Source organism: Clostridioides sp. ZZV15-6598, from assembly GCF_020657705.1.
GTDB classification, from domain to species: domain Bacteria; phylum Bacillota; class Clostridia; order Peptostreptococcales; family Peptostreptococcaceae; genus Clostridioides; species Clostridioides difficile_F.
On record NZ_JAGWCS010000095.1, the window covers coordinates 1 to 15541 of the forward strand.

Consider the following 15541-nt stretch of genomic DNA (forward strand, 5'->3'; position numbering starts at 1 on the left):
ATTTTATATTTATAACTCTTCATGTAAAACTAATTTAGTATAATTTAAACAACTTGCAATATTATGCAATTTAAGCATGGCATTTTATAACTAACATAGTACAATTTAAACAAAATATTATGCAATTTAAGCATAAAATTTTATAACTAACATAGTACAATTTAAACCTGTATATTGCAAGTATAAACATTAAATGTTTATGTTTTAATTATATAAAAAATAATCTGATGTGTCAAAGCAAATTTGAATTAAAAATATATAAAATTTTGACTTGTGACAAGTATAGTTCTTAGAATGTTATATAATTAATATATAAATTAAATGGAGGAAAAACAATATGATAAGAAATGTAAAAGAATCTACATTAAGAAGAAAAGAAAAAATGTTTACTTTTGAATTAGAGGATTCTAAAATTAAATTGCTTTTGTCTATACTAGAGTCTATTAAAAAAGAAGGCAATAAAGAACTAAAAGAACTAGAACTAATTTTTAAAGAACCAAATGTAAATGAAGAAATTGTTGAGAAGTTTATATTAAAATATAAATATGATAAATATACATCTGATTCACCAAAGATAATGTTAAATAATAAAATATACTCAGTTAAGTATGAAAAAGAAAATATGGCTGAATTTGCATCTATCGAGTATTTTATGCCATGTTATCAAAATTTTATAAAAAATATGGACAAATATAATGATGCAAGTATATTTAAAGAAAAAGAATTTTATATTAATAAACTTAATGATTTTAAAGAGTCTATTAAAAATTTAGACATATTAATAAAAGAGGATAATCCAGACGAATATAGAGTATTTACAACTTTTTATTTACCTATAGGAAAATTATTAGATGATAATTTTATTAATTCACTTATTGATACATTAGATGATTACCATAAAAGTATAAATGATGAACTAGTTTATATCTATAGACACTAAAAAATGGTTGTTATATAAATTAAAATGAATTATTCAAAAGAGAAGAGGAGTAACATATTATGAATGAAAATATAAAAGATAAAATAACAACTTTTGAGTTAGAAGAATCTAAGCTTAAATTATTATTAAATTTACTAGAAAATGAATTAAAAAAAGAAAATAATAACGATTTAGATGAACTAAAAGAATTAAATCTTATTTTTAAAGAACCATATTTAAACGAAGAAATTGTTAATAAATTTATATTAAAATATAAATATAAGGATAAAAAACCTTCACACTTAGGTTCACCTCAAAGTGTGAAATTAGGTGATAAAATATATGCAGTCGAATATATAAATGATGATATAATTAAATCTTTAGCTATAGTTGATTATATACCTTTTTATGAGAGTCTTATAGAAGATATTGAAAAATACAGTGATAGTGGAGTATTCAAAGAAAAAGAATTTTACTTGAATAAGTTAAATGATTTTAAAAAAGATATAAATAATCTAGGAATAGAGATTGAAACAGACGATGAGTGTGAATATAAAATATTAACTATATTCCATTTACCAATTGAGAAAGTTTTAGATGATAATTTTATTTCATCATTTATTAGAATTATAGATAAATATGAAAAAGATGTTGAGGAAGAATTAATTTACATATATAAGAATTAAGTTAAAAGAGGTGATTTTGATGGAAGAATATTTTATCGAAGAATGGGAATATGTAAATATCACGCATGAAATAATACATATAGAAGAAACTTCAATGAATATAAATAATTTAAAAGTTATTTTTAAAACAAGAGATGATTCAAAAGAAAAAAATATTATAAATTATATGGTATATATACCATATAGCAATGACATATTTACACAAAAATATGAAGAGCGTTTTGACTATAAAAATCCAACTGAAAATGATGAATTTAATGATGAATTAGCGAAGCTTAGAGACAAAGTGGAAGAAGGAATTGAAAGATATTTAGAAAAAAATAAAAAACTAATTGAGATAGACTATAAATAATTAGCTAGATATATACCAAAAATAAAACTTCAAAAGACTATATAACTATTATAGTCTTTTGAAGAACATGATATTTTTATAATTTATATTACTTTATAGAGTTATAAATTGTCGTACTAAATTACCCTAACCACATGGAATGGAGCATCCTGTGAGTGGTCTTAGAGATGTAATGCATGGAAAAGGACTTGCAGCTTTAACTCCAACTATTGTAGAAAGTTCATGGGATAGTGATATTGAAAGGTTTGGAAATATATCAAAAATATTAGGTGGAACTTGTGCAGAAGACTGTTCAGATGCAATTAAAAATTTCCTTAAAAAGATAGATTTAGATATAAAATTAAGTGACTTAGGTATTGTAAAATCAGATATTGATTGGTTAACTGATAACTGTATGAAAATATCTGCTGCAAATATTAAGAGACATCCAAAGACTTTTAATAAGGAACAAATAAGAGAAATATACTATAAATCTTTGTAAATTAGACTTATAGATTAAATTTTAGATAAAAATTGGCTGTATTGGTTGTTATAAGCAAACAAACTTGTAATTAGTTAATGCAAAAAAAGAAATTTCTCTTAAATGTTTATTTCACTTTCTAATAAATAAAGAAACTTAAAAAAGGGAAGATTAACTAAGTAATATTTTATAAAAATCTTCATTTTAAAAACTTTAAGTAGAGGTGAAATAAATGTTTAATCCTAAAAGAATAATATTTGAAAAAGGCACCCTAGATACAGATATTGGGAGAAACATATACGATAAATTTAAGAATAAAGAAGATGTAGAAATAATTAATATATCATCAAATAGAATTAAGGAACATATCCCAGGAGAAAATCTATATGAACAGTATAGAAGTGGAAAACAAACCATGGTAGTTGGGATTAGAAAAAGCTTAAAATTCCAAACATGTAAACCTTCTGCTAACTATCAATTACCACTTGTCAGTGGATGTATGGGAAGATGTGAATATTGTTATCTAAATACACAATTAGGTGATAAACCATTTATAAGAGTATTTGTAAATTTAGATGAGATACTTGAACAAACAAAGAAATATATTGAAGATAGAAAGCCACAGGTAACTATATTTGAAGGAGCAGCTACATCAGACCCTGTTCCAGTAGAGCCATATACCGATTCATTGAAAAAGACAATAGAGTTTTTTGGAAAAGAAGAAAAGGGAAGATTTAGATTTGTTACTAAATACAGTGATATAGATAGCTTGTTGGATGCTAAGCATAATAACCATACAGAGATAAGATTTAGTATAAATACACCTAGAATTATAGATGAGCATGAACATTATACAGCTTCTGCAAATCAAAGAATAGAATCAGCCGTAAAACTTGCAAAAGCTGGCTATCAGATTGGATTTATAATAGCTCCTGTGTTTTTATATGAAGGTTGGAAAGAGGAATATAAAAGTCTGATTAGAAGCATAAAAGAAACTCTTCCAAAAAATTTTGATAGAAAAATTATATTTGAAGTTATATCTCATAGATATACAACTAAAGCTAAAAATAGAATATTAGAAATTTATCCAGACACATTATTGCCAATGGAAAATGATGATAGAAAGTTTAAATATGGTCAATTTGGATATGGAAAATATGTATATACTAAAGAGCAATTGGATGATATGAAGGAATTTTTTAGTAAAGAAATAAATTCAGTGTTTAAAAACAATTTAATAAAATATATAATATAGCAAATCCTTAAATAAGATTTGCTATATTTTATTTTTACTGCAATATTTTATGTTTACAATAAAATATTGTAATTGTCATATAGGCTATTATTAATATTACAATATTTAACATAGAGTCCGACAGTGAACTAATAACCACTTCTGATATCTCTTAGAAGTGGGAGAATTCTTGTCCAAAGACAAGTTAAATAAGTCTAAATAATCTTGTTGGTAATTATTGAAAAAGTAAAAAAGGCACTGTCTATCAAGAAGACTTTTTATTACTTTGATAATATAAAGGTATAAGATTAATATAACTACAAGGAGGAATTATAATATGCATGCATGGGAATCTATTCAAACTACATTGGATTTGATAGAAGAAAGGTTGTCAGAAGAAATATCTATTGATGATTTAGCAAATACAGCTAATTTATCACCATTTTATTATCAAAGACTATTTAAAAGGTTAGTTAATAAGACTGTAATGGAGTATATAAAGCTTCGTCGTCTTGCAAAAGCCTCGGAATATTTAGCAGAAAATAAAAGTCGTATACTTGATGTAGCTTTAAGTTTTGGATTTGATAGCCATGAAACATTTACACGCTCTTTTAAAAAAGCATATGGGCTGACGCCTGAGGAATATAGAGCAAATTCAGTAAAATTAAATCAATTTGTTAAGCCAGAATTAATTCTAAATTATGTCATGGTGGATGAAGGTGTACCACTGATTACAGATGGTATGGTAATTGAAGTAAATCGTAAAAAATTAAGTAAACCAAGAACTTTTGTTGGTCTTGAAGGAGAAATACCTATTTGCCAACTAATGGGTGGCGAAACAACAGGTATTGCAATAGCAAAGGAATTATGGATGAAATTTGGTAGACAAAAACATAATATACCAAATCAAATCCCAGATGGAAATGATTTTGGTGCTCTTTATATGGGTAATGCAAAAGAAGGAAATTGTATTTATATGGCAGGGGTAGAAGTAGAGCCAGGTACATCAGTAGAAGGATATAGTTCTTTTGAATTGCCTGCTAGAGAGTATTTAGTATGTGGATTTGAAGCAGAAAATTTTGATGAGTTAGTTGACTCAGCTGTTTTTAAAGCTGACAAGTTTATGGAAAGATGGATGAAGAAACATAACTTAACAACAACTGATTTTGCAATTGAAATGTATTATCCATCTACATCTGAGGTAGCATATTTGGAACATTGGATTGTTCCAGTTCCTATTAAATAGCAGAAAGGGTGGTAAATATGGATTGGCAAGATACATTTTTCCAAGATAATAAACCGACATTTGAACAAGTTAAAGAATTTATTAATAGTCCATTGTGGGACAAGCTAAATAGTGTATTAAGCTCAACATATAATGTAGAACCAAAACTTGAGTATAGCAAATGTTCAATGAAAAGAGGTTGGAATGTAAAATACAAAAAAAGAGGAAAGTCATTATGTACTTTATATCCTCAAGAAAGTTCTTTCAAAGCTTTAGTCATTGTAAATGAAAGTAATAGAGTAGAAGTTGACTTATTTATTAATACTTGTTGTGATTATATAAAACAATTGTATAGTGAGATAAAATTCTTTAATGGAAGTAAGTGGTTGATGATTCAAATAGATAGTATGTCAGCATTAAATGACACACTTGAGCTTATTAAATTTAGAGTTTAATATATAAAACAGGGTGATTTATATACTCATCCTGTTTTTATATATTAACTTTTAAAAAATACTTAAAACATAATATGATAGATACACCATTTCAAATTCTTAACTATTTTTCTAAGCAGTATAATTTTCCTTTTACCATCTATTAATTGTATAGTGGGCTTGTTTAGTTATTTATAAAATTATAATTTAAACTAAAAAGATTTCATAAATTTTTAATACCTTGTGTGAATTTATGAAGCTTTTATATTTCAATTTTTCATAATATTATATAACTTATGCTTATCAATTATTATTGAAATTGATTTGAGATAGAGTTTAAATATATACTTTTTCCTTTATCAGTAAGAAACATAAAAATAATGCTCCATAAACAGTTTAGAGTGTTTTTTATACTATCATGTTCATTAAGTTCTTTAGTGCCAACTGGTTTGTATATGAGTATTGTTAAAATACATTCAATAATATTTTCTATTTGATTAGGAATTGTACATTCTTGAACTAAATTAGAATTTTGTAAATTAAGAAAACTTTCTTTCAAGAATTCTTTAAGCTCTTTTATAAAATCAAGTTGAAATTTATATATTTTAGGGCTTATTTGAGATAGTTGGTCATAGTGCTTAAAATAGTATGCATTTTCATTTTGAATGCTCAATGAATTTAAAAATAACTCATTTAAATCCTGTAATGACTTGGGCATATCTATTTTCTTATAATTTTTATGTTTATATTCAACTACTTCCTCAATTAAATCTTCCTTTTTTTTAAAGTAATATGTTAAGTTCCCCACACTCATTCCTAAAGCATCAGCAACATTTCTCATAGACACATTATTATAGCCATATTCATTAAATAAATCACGAGCTTTAATTAAAATATCCACTTTTGTTTGTTTTGCCATACTGAATCCTCCAATAAAAATTTATAATAACTTTTATTTGACATTTTAGTATATTAGTACTACAATGTCAAATATAGTACAAATGTACTAAAATAATATTTAAGTCATTTTGGGATAGACAAACTAAAGATTTTGGTTTTATATTATAAATTTAAAATCTATAAAGACTAAGATATTATTTACATAAAAGTTGATAAAGAGGAAAGAGTATTTTATATTATCCTATACTTTTATTAATCTTTTATTACTTTAAAAGGACATTAAATTTAATATTGGGAGGTTATAAAATGAAATATAAAAATAATAATTTGGAACTTTATAAACTTGGACTAGGTTGTGGAGGTATGATAAAGCTTGATAATAAATCTGAAAATATAGCTACAATTCATGAAGCTTTAGATAGTGGTATAAATATGTTAAATACAGCTGACTTTTATGGTGCAGGTCAAAGTGAAATGATAATAGGTGAAGCTCTTAAAGGCAGAAAAAGAGATGATGCTTTTGTATCTGTAAAAACTGGAGCTCTTGTTGCACCTAGTGGTCAAATGTATGGTCTTGATGTTAATCCTTTTAACATAAAAAGCCATGTAGCTCAAACTCTTAAGAGATTAAATTTAGATTACATAGACCTTTATCAACCAGCTAGAATAGATTTAGCTATACCTGTAGAGGAAACTATTGGAGCTATTTCTGAACTAGTGAAAGAAGGGTATATAAAGTATATAGGTATGACTCAAGTTGATACTGAAACTTTAAGAAGAGCTAATAAAGTTCATCCAATAAGTCTTATAGAAGCTGAATATTCTCTTTTCAATAGAGAAATAGAAAAAAATATATTACCAACTGCTAGAGAATTAGGGATAGGGGTTGTTGCTTTTGGTGCTCTTGCTCATGGACTTTTAAGTGGAGTTTGGTCAAAAGCTAATGGTCAAAGATATAACTCTATGATACCTTTGTTTTTTGATGAAAATATAGACAAAAACCTTGGACTAGTAGAAAATCTAAGAGAAATAGCAAATGAAAAAGAAGCTACTATTCCGCAAATAGCTCTTGCATGGGTATTATCAAAAGGAGATGATATTATAACTTTAGTTGGAGCATCAAGAAGAGTGACACTAATGGATTCTTTAAAAGCCAAAGATATTAAACTAAGTGATGAAGACATTAGAAGAATAGAAAATGCTATAAATGAGAATGAAATTTTAGGTGCAAGTTTTCCTAACATGAAATTTAAGAATGGTAAAGTAGTTAAATAAGTTCTCATAAGCCACCCTTTAAAAGAGTGGCTTTTTTGCATTACATTAAATAATTTAATACACAAACTATAGTATAAGTTATTCAGCAAATATCAATTTAAGTTATTTTTCTGCATTCCCTACAATTAAGCCCACAGGTGTTTTTTTCCTGCATATTAATAGCACCCCAATTAGCAAATTGTTGCAAAATAGGTACAATACTTTTACCTTTATCCGTCAATGTATATTCAACTTTTGGAGGAATTTCATTGTATTGTTTACGATGAACAATACCATCAGACTCTAAATCTTTTAATGATTGAGCTAGCATAGTATTTGTAATTCCATCTAATTTTCTTTTTATACTACTATACCTAATTGGATTATCAACTGCTAACATACATATAATAGGTAATTTCCACTTTCCACCAACAATATCTAATGCATAACGTATTGGACAAGTTAATTCTTCATCATCTTCAGTTATATTATTTTTATTATCTAAACTCATTTTAATTCACTCCTTAATTCTAATAGTATCTTTTTTATACTTTATCAGAAAAAACTGCATACTTGTTTTTTTCTTATTTTATATTAAAATTATATCAAAGGATAATCCTTAATACAAGTATTTAAAAGGGGTGTAATAATTATGAAAGCATTAGATTTTTTAAACAAAGCAGGAGTTTATTATTTAGCAACAACTGATGAAAGTAATCAGGCACATGTACGTCCTCTTGGATTCGTTATGGAATACGATGGAAAGCTAACATTTTGTACATCTAACCAAAAGAATATGTTTAAGCAACTTATTTTTAATCCAAAGGTTGAAATTTGCTGTATCGACCAAAAGTTTAATACCTTACGTATTTTAGGTGAAGCAGTATTTGTTACATCAAAAGAAACACAAGCTAAGGCACTTGAAATAATGCCAAGTTTAAGTAAAATGTACTCTGTAGGAGATGGCAAATTTGAAATATTCTCTATTGATAAAGCAAAAGTTAGTTGTTGTTCAATGAGTGGTAAAAAAGTTGATGTAGAGCTTTAGTATTTTATGAATTTTGATAAAAGGTAAGCAATAAATATTACAAAATAAATATACAATATCTTAATGAAATAAGAGATATGGCAGGAATAGAGATAGACCATTCATTTTTGAAATATAAAAAAGAATTGAATGAATATAGATATCAAGTTGGAAAATCTCTATAAAAGAGCAGACTGTTATTTTTAATAAAATAATTTCTGCTGAATTTGCTGATAAGTAAAAATAAAGTAAATCTTATATAAGACTTACTTTATTTTTACTTAGTGATTTTTTTAGTTTTATGCCATAAGGTATATATAAAACTGCACCTATTAAAAAGGTTATAATTTCTGTTACTGTCATAGACCATATTAATCCGTCAAGTCCATAAAAATAATTAAGTAATATTACTATAGGTATATACAATCCACCTTGACTTATAGACATTATGCCTGTTTCAATGCCTTTTCCTGATGCTTGATATATTGTCATAAATAAAGATGTAAGACCATTGAATAAAGCAGATACTAACATTGCTACTAAGACATATGTGCCTACTTGAATAACTGATGTATCATTTGAAAATGCTTGTATCACTTGAACTCTAAATATATAAGCAATTGATGAAAATATAACTGCAATTACAAATATAAATAAAGCAGAATATTTAATACTTTCTTTTAAACGAGATATGTTTTTATTAGCAAAATTATATGCTATAAGTGGCATTACACCCAAAACGATACCCATAACAAAAAATTCTGGAATTTGAGCAATCCTAAGTGCTATACCAAAGCTCGCAACTACATTGTTTCCATATTGCATAGAATAGTTATTAGATAATAATGTAGTTATGATTAAGAATGTACATTGAATTAATTGAGAAACACCTACTTTATATATTTCAACTTGGCTGTTTATATTGATTTTAATGTAACGCAGAAATCCTCTAAGGTTTTCACTTTTAACATTTAAATACCAAATATAATAAGCACTAGATGCAATATTAGAAAGTATCATTGATAATGCAGCACCATATACATGCATATTAAGAACCAATATGAATAAAACATCTAATATAATACTAACTATTACACTTACAAACATACCATACATAGATTCTTTTGATGCACCTTCAGACCTTACGATTTGTTCAAGGGAGAAGTTTAGTATGACAGAAAATCCACCAGCAAATAGTGTAACTGCATATTGTCTTGTATATTCAAATGTAGTTGCATCTGAACCCAATAATCTAACAATTGAGTTCATCGATAAGTAACCAATTAGACCTATCAGCAAACCTGTTATAATACTTGCATAGAAAGTGTATCCAGCAATTTTCTTAGCTTCATTACTATTATTTTGTGCAATTAGTCTAGTTATGAATGTACTACTACCAACTCCAAACATATTTCCAAAAGCCATTAGAACTGTAAATATAGGTAGACCTAGTGTTATTGAACTAAGCATAGCTGTATCATGAACTAATCCTATAAAGTAGGCATTAATTACATTATAAATAGTTCCAGCTGACATTCCTATCATCATAGGGATAGATAAATAAAGAATAGTTTTTTTTATTGGCTCATCTTTTAAATATTTAATATTTGATTTTTCATTTTCCATGTTATCCTCCTAAATAATATAATCGAAAAAATAATAAGGCACCTTATGAAATACATTATACAGGTACCTTGATAAAAATGCAATATATTTATTAAGGTACCTGTATAATTTGTGATATTTAGATAGCATTTACTTTAAACTTAAATTTTTGTCCAATAAAATATGTTTTAATAAATATGCTATATGTGATATCGATAAAATAAATAAGTATCCAAAATAAAAAAAGAGTATAAGTCAGATAATAAATATCTAATCATTTACTCTTTTTGTTTACCAGAAAGTGATGTTTTTGTTGAAGGGTCGAAAATTTTGTATACCTATATAACTAAATCTTATGATTTTTCCCATTTTATAATAAAAATTCATTATTAAAAATAAAATAAATCCTCAAATTTTTTATCTAGAGCAATACACAAAATAAGTGCTAATTTTGCAGTTGGATTAAACTGTCCTGTTTCTATTGAACTTATAGTATTTCTTGATACTCCAACTATTTCGGCTAATTGGCTTTGGGATAATTTTTTATCTGCCCTTACTGCTTTTAAGTGATTTTTTAATATTAGTTCATCATTCATATATTTACCTCAACGATGCCAAAACAAAATTAATTAATAAAAAAATTGTTAAAATTGAAAAGCCAATAGCCGCAATTAGATTTTTTCTATCATGTGTAAACTGGTATTTTGCAATATTTTCAGCAACCATAAATGTCCAAAATAAAGCACCTATTGCGTCACTTTTTTGACCAACAAGCGCATTAACTATTATAATAAAAGAAAATACAAATATAAAAGCAATATAGCCAATTTTTCGTCCCTTATTTTCAATATACTCTAATCCCTCATCTTTTTTTGATTGACGACTTTTATTTAAAATTTCTTCTTTATTCATTCAAAGCACCTCCTATTTAGATGACAAGTTTACTTGGTATTTTTATTATACCATACCAAGTTTACTTGTCAATAATTTTGACAATAAAACTTGTCATAAATCAATTAAATATATCTAGGTTATTCATAACTTTTTTACTATTAATGTTATTTATAAATTTTACTTCTAATAATTACTCATGTATTTTTTCTTATTTTATAATATTTCAATGTAACAAGGATTTGTTAGCTTGTAAATTTTTGTTTACTTAATTCCTAAACAGAGTATACTAATTAGAACTACTTACAACACAGGTGTTTTTTTCTAGCATTACAAATGAATAATTAAATATTATCAAAAAGGTTGTAACTAAGAATTAATATTAGTAGTGTTCTTGTATAATATCTAATGAAATATGCAAACTAAAGTTTACATATTTCAAACTTTGCTTTGTAGTACAGTCAAGTTTAATACTTTATAATTGAAATATAATTATTTTTAATTTGAAAGGAGTTTAATCTATGACTTTAGGAGAAAAAATTGTAAAATTAAGAAAAGAATATAATTATTCTCAAGAATTATTAGCAGAAAGACTTAATGTATCTAGACAAACAATTAGTAAGTGGGAATTAGATCAAGCCAAACCTGATTTAGAAAATATAAAGAATATATCAAATCTATTCAATACTACTTATGATTACTTAATTGATGAAAGTAATTTATGTTCTAAAGACATAACTGATAATGTTAGCAAAGATATTGACTGGACAAAAGCATGGAGTGCCAAATATCCTATTTTAGAAGCGTATGTTGAGATGAATGGTATAGAAAAATATCAAATAGCCATTGAAGAATTATATTCAGAATTTGAAAAAGAATATGGAATGAGTAATGAAAATACGGTACTTGTTTTAAAAGATATTCTATACAAAACATTTAAAAAACATGGCAAATAAAAAGTTATACTTAAATATAGCTCTTATTAATTTTATGTAAAAAAATAAAGATAATATGTATTTTTAGTCTAATAAACAACTTATATATAAAATTTAATTTTAAAAATAAACTTAAGCAGATGTCATTGATATCTGCTTATTTGTTTCTCTGTGGTTGATTTTTCCACCAAAAGTCAACTTCAAATCGATTGCTACTTTTATGTGTTTAAGGCTATAATTACATATAGGAGGTATTGACATGAATGAATTAAACATTGCAAAAACGCTGATTTTAAAGCGTAAAGAAAAAGGAGTTACACAAGATGAACTTGCAAATTATATAGGTGTCTCTAAATCGTCTGTTTCTAAATGGGAAACTGGGCAAAGTTATCCTGATATTACTTTCTTACCACAATTAGCGACATATTTTAACATTACAATTGATGAGCTAATTTGCTATGAACCACAAATGTTAAAAGAAGATATTAAGAAACTTTATCTTCGTTTATGTAAAGACTTTACGCTTAAAGAATTTGATGAAGTCATAGATGAAATAAGGGAAATTACCAAAAAGTATTACTCATGTTTTCCTCTAATTTTACAAATGGGTATTTTAATAGTTAACCATTATGACCTTGTAGATGAACAAAAACGTGAACCACTTATTAATGAAGCACTAGAATTTTTCATTCGTATACAAGAAATGAGTAATGATATAGAGATTTGTCGTGTTGCAAAAAGTATGGAAGCTAATTGCTATATATTATTAAACCAACCTGTACAAATTATTGATTTGATGAAGGATAGTAGTTTTCCTATGATAAATGAACCTATACTTCTTGCTCATGGTCAAATGATGAATGGTCAAATTAATGAAGCCAATAAAACATTACAAATTGGAGCATATCAGGCCCTTCTGTCATTGGTTCAAAATTTAATTGGCCTTTTGCAAAGTGCGGATTATTTACAAATGAAGAAAATAGAAAGTCGTATTTTAACAATTTCAAATATCTTTAATCTTGATATATTGTCTCCTGGTATGATGTTTTCAGCATACTTAACACAGGCACAAGTTTCTTTAGCACATGGATATGAAGAGGTGGCTATTAAATCATTACAAAAATATGTAGACTTAGCGACAAGCGATATATATCCAATTACACCACATGGTGATGACTTTTTTAATCAGATTGACAGTTGGTTTTCTGAAGTAAACTTTGGAATAGGTATTACACGTGATGAGACAATCATAAAAGCTGGGCTTGTTAGTGCTATTAAAAGCAATCCTATGTTTTCTGTATTAAGTGAAAATAGTGAATATAAATTTCTTATAGAAAAATTATCTTTATTGGAGGAATAGTATTATGGAAAGTTTAATGGAGTATCTACCAATTTTGATTCCAGTTATTGTTCTTGATTTGGTGCTTATAATCACTGCATTAATTCATGTAATAAAACATCCAAATTACAGATTTGGGAATAAAGCAATATGGATTATTATAGTTCTATTCATCTCTATAATAGGACCAATTTTATATTTTGCTGTAGGAAGAGGTGATGAATAATGAACATCCTTTCAATAAATGAGCTTTCAAAAAGCTTTGGAAATAGAAAGATAATAGACAATTTAAGTTTTGATGTGCCAGAAGGTTCAGTTTTTGGATTTGTTGGACAGAATGGTGCAGGGAAAACTACAACTATGAAAATGGTATTAGGTCTACTTGAATCAGATAGTGGTAGTGTGAGTGTCTGTGGTGAAAAAGTGACTTACGGAAAGACAAGCTCCAATCGTCATGTAGGGTATCTACCTGATGTACCAGAGTTTTATAACTATATGAAACCACTTGAATATCTTTCACTTTGTGGTGAAATTACAGGACTTTCAAAAAAAGAGATAAAGTCTAGAAGTGAGGAATTACTATTACTTGTAGGTCTTAAAAACGAAAAAAGACGAATAGGTGGATTTTCTCGTGGAATGAAACAAAGACTTGGTATAGCTCAAGCTTTGCTTTCACGTCCTAAGTTACTTATTTGTGATGAACCTACAAGTGCACTTGATCCTGTTGGTCGAAAAGAAATACTAGATATCATGTTTAAAATTAAAGACTCAACAACTGTAATATTTTCAACACATATACTATCTGATGTTGAAAGAATTTGTGACCATGTTGCTATATTAAATAATGGAAAAATTGCTGTTAGTGGTACACTTTCAGAAATGAAAAATTTACATGGAAAGGACAGACTTTTATTGGAGTTTTCGAGTATTGATGAAATTCAAAAATTTAAGTCTTGTGGTGCTATTAAGTCCTTACTTAAAGATTCAGAAGAAAGTAATATGAAGCTTATTTTGCATGGTACAGATATAAAATCAATACAGCATACAGTTATATCTGCACTTGCAGAAACTGGTCTTTGCCCTGTAAAGATGGAATTAATAGCATTATCCCTTGAAAATTTATTTTTGGAGGTAGTTAAGTGAGAGAATATATAGTATTTACAAAAAAAGAATTTATAGAGAACCTTAGAAATTATAAATTATTCAGTTTGGTTGCATTATTTTTAATATTAGGTATAAGTAGCCCTCTTTCTGCAAAATTTATGCCAGACTTGATTGCCCATTTTGCACCAACTTTAAAAGTTACTGCTGTTCCAACTGCTTTAGATTCTTGGACACAATTTTCTAGCAATATCTCTGGCCTTGGCATGAGTTTAACTCTAATTATTTTTTGTAATATTTTATCAAACGAATATTCCAAAGGAACACTTGTTATTATGCTGACTAAAGGCCTATCACGTTCATCTGTGATACTGTCTAAATTTTCTGTTACAGTAATTATTATGTCAATTGGTTTTTGGCTTAGTTTTTTAGCTGCTTATGGGTATACAATATATTTTTGGCCAGATGCAAATCTTTATCATATTGTATTTTCAGCATTTAGCTTGTGGCTTATAGGAATTATGTATATCAGTATACTAATCCTTGGATGTGTACTATTTAAATCAGCATTTCCGAGTGTGTTACTTGTGTTGGTGTCAACTATTACTATTAGTTTACTTTCTCTTCCTAAGCAACTTGCACCTTACAGCCCTAATTTTATAATATCAAAAAATATTGACTTGATTTCAGGCAAGGTGGTAGCTTCAGAGTTTATTATACCAATAATTGTAACAATTATTATTTCGATAGTATTTTTACTAGCAGCTGTTATTTTATTTAAAAAGAAACAAGTTTAATAATACATTTATCAAAAAGATAAATTAACAATACATATGTATTCTTATATTATTTATAGAAAGTATCAAATAAGTGGTTTAAGATGTATTATTTGTAAAATAAAGAGGTATTTTACAGATTACATATATACTGTTTATTGCTAAAATATGTTATTTAGATAATATAATATTGTATTTTAAAAAATATATTTACTAAAAAGACTTGGAATTTATGTTCCAAGTCTTTTTCAAGTTATGAAAGAAATTTCTCATTAGCATTTTTTAGAATGGTGTTGGATTTAAATTATGATGGTTATTTATTTTTGTTAATCAATTCAACATCTGTCTCTTATACACATTGTACGCTGCCGACGAAGGCCTAGGGTTACAACGTGTTGGTCGC

The 15541-nt window shown here is 26.6% G+C and carries 19 protein-coding genes; 14 read left to right on the forward strand and 5 right to left on the reverse strand.

From position 1 onward, the window contains the following. Window positions 1-337: 337 nt before the first annotated feature. The 7 genes from KGF50_RS15505 to KGF50_RS15535 all read left to right on the forward strand — a co-directional run bounded on the left by KGF50_RS15505 (window position 338) and on the right by KGF50_RS15535 (window position 5331). A complete protein-coding gene (locus KGF50_RS15505; RefSeq protein ID WP_021382862.1) occupies window positions 338-940 on the forward strand; it encodes a hypothetical protein in 603 nt (200 codons plus the stop codon). Window positions 941-999: 59 nt separating this feature from the next. After that, on the forward strand, window positions 1000-1605 hold the full coding sequence (locus tag KGF50_RS15510) for a hypothetical protein (protein ID WP_227848903.1): 606 nt from the start codon (window positions 1000-1002) through the stop codon (window positions 1603-1605). Between the two features lie 19 nt (window positions 1606-1624). Continuing rightward, window positions 1625-1957 carry a hypothetical protein gene (locus KGF50_RS15515; RefSeq protein WP_227848904.1) on the forward strand — a complete coding sequence of 111 codons (333 nt, stop codon included), beginning with the start codon at window positions 1625-1627 and terminating at the stop codon, window positions 1955-1957. Between the two features lie 139 nt (window positions 1958-2096). After that, entirely contained in the window at window positions 2097-2438 is a 342-nt protein-coding gene (locus KGF50_RS15520; RefSeq protein WP_255655018.1) for an iron-containing alcohol dehydrogenase, read from the forward strand. A 211-nt stretch (window positions 2439-2649) separates the two neighbouring features. Continuing rightward, complete coding sequence (gene splB, locus KGF50_RS15525; RefSeq protein ID WP_227848905.1) at window positions 2650-3672, forward strand: spore photoproduct lyase; 1023 nt, start codon at window positions 2650-2652, stop codon at window positions 3670-3672. Between the two features lie 316 nt (window positions 3673-3988). After that, a complete protein-coding gene (locus KGF50_RS15530; protein WP_227848906.1) occupies window positions 3989-4897 on the forward strand; it encodes a helix-turn-helix domain-containing protein in 909 nt (302 codons plus the stop codon). 17 nt (window positions 4898-4914) lie between these two features. Further along, window positions 4915-5331: a DUF3788 domain-containing protein gene (locus tag KGF50_RS15535; protein WP_227848907.1), complete on the forward strand. Its 417-nt coding sequence runs from the start codon at window positions 4915-4917 to the stop codon at window positions 5329-5331. Window positions 5332-5620: 289 nt separating this feature from the next. Here KGF50_RS15535 and KGF50_RS15540 read toward each other — a convergent pair whose 3' ends face one another. Further along, window positions 5621-6229 carry a TetR/AcrR family transcriptional regulator gene (locus tag KGF50_RS15540; RefSeq protein ID WP_227848908.1) on the reverse strand — a complete coding sequence of 203 codons (609 nt, stop codon included), beginning with the start codon at window positions 6227-6229 and terminating at the stop codon, window positions 5621-5623. Window positions 6230-6516: 287 nt separating this feature from the next. Here KGF50_RS15540 and KGF50_RS15545 point away from each other — a divergent pair, with 287 nt between their 5' ends. After that, window positions 6517-7485 (forward strand): aldo/keto reductase, encoded by a 969-nt coding sequence (locus KGF50_RS15545; RefSeq protein WP_227848909.1) that lies wholly within the window; start codon window positions 6517-6519, stop codon window positions 7483-7485. Window positions 7486-7582: 97 nt separating this feature from the next. Here the strand turns inward: KGF50_RS15545 and KGF50_RS15550 are convergent, their stop codons facing one another. After that, window positions 7583-7975 (reverse strand): winged helix-turn-helix transcriptional regulator, encoded by a 393-nt coding sequence (locus tag KGF50_RS15550; protein ID WP_227848910.1) that lies wholly within the window; start codon window positions 7973-7975, stop codon window positions 7583-7585. A 141-nt stretch (window positions 7976-8116) separates the two neighbouring features. Here KGF50_RS15550 and KGF50_RS15555 point away from each other — a divergent pair, with 141 nt between their 5' ends. Then, the gene (locus KGF50_RS15555; protein WP_227848911.1) at window positions 8117-8512 is read left to right on the forward strand and encodes a pyridoxamine 5'-phosphate oxidase family protein; all 396 of its coding nucleotides are present in this window, start codon (window positions 8117-8119) and stop codon (window positions 8510-8512) included. Window positions 8513-8746: 234 nt separating this feature from the next. Here KGF50_RS15555 and KGF50_RS15560 read toward each other — a convergent pair whose 3' ends face one another. The 3 genes from KGF50_RS15560 to KGF50_RS15570 all read right to left on the reverse strand — a co-directional run bounded on the left by KGF50_RS15560 (window position 8747) and on the right by KGF50_RS15570 (window position 11008). Continuing rightward, a complete protein-coding gene (locus KGF50_RS15560) occupies window positions 8747-10117 on the reverse strand; it encodes an MATE family efflux transporter (RefSeq protein WP_227848912.1) in 1371 nt (456 codons plus the stop codon). A 368-nt stretch (window positions 10118-10485) separates the two neighbouring features. Then, a complete protein-coding gene (locus KGF50_RS15565) occupies window positions 10486-10692 on the reverse strand; it encodes a helix-turn-helix transcriptional regulator (protein ID WP_227848913.1) in 207 nt (68 codons plus the stop codon). Between the two features lie 4 nt (window positions 10693-10696). Beyond that, window positions 10697-11008: a DUF6442 family protein gene (locus KGF50_RS15570; RefSeq protein ID WP_227848914.1), complete on the reverse strand. Its 312-nt coding sequence runs from the start codon at window positions 11006-11008 to the stop codon at window positions 10697-10699. Between the two features lie 500 nt (window positions 11009-11508). Here KGF50_RS15570 and KGF50_RS15575 point away from each other — a divergent pair, with 500 nt between their 5' ends. The 5 genes from KGF50_RS15575 (at window position 11509) to KGF50_RS15595 (ending at window position 15159) form a co-directional block, all read left to right on the forward strand. After that, entirely contained in the window at window positions 11509-11943 is a 435-nt protein-coding gene (locus KGF50_RS15575) for a helix-turn-helix domain-containing protein (RefSeq protein ID WP_227848915.1), read from the forward strand. A gap of 238 nt (window positions 11944-12181) precedes the next feature. Then, complete coding sequence (locus KGF50_RS15580) at window positions 12182-13282, forward strand: helix-turn-helix domain-containing protein (protein ID WP_227848916.1); 1101 nt, start codon at window positions 12182-12184, stop codon at window positions 13280-13282. A 4-nt stretch (window positions 13283-13286) separates the two neighbouring features. Next, window positions 13287-13487 (forward strand): PLDc N-terminal domain-containing protein, encoded by a 201-nt coding sequence (locus KGF50_RS15585; RefSeq protein WP_227848917.1) that lies wholly within the window; start codon window positions 13287-13289, stop codon window positions 13485-13487. Then, a complete protein-coding gene (locus KGF50_RS15590; protein ID WP_227848918.1) occupies window positions 13487-14404 on the forward strand; it encodes an ABC transporter ATP-binding protein in 918 nt (305 codons plus the stop codon). The genes KGF50_RS15585 and KGF50_RS15590 overlap by 1 nt, the downstream gene beginning before the upstream one ends. Continuing rightward, window positions 14401-15159 (forward strand): ABC transporter permease subunit, encoded by a 759-nt coding sequence (locus KGF50_RS15595; protein WP_227848919.1) that lies wholly within the window; start codon window positions 14401-14403, stop codon window positions 15157-15159. The genes KGF50_RS15590 and KGF50_RS15595 overlap by 4 nt, the downstream gene beginning before the upstream one ends. The last annotated feature ends 382 nt before the right edge of the window (window positions 15160-15541 follow it).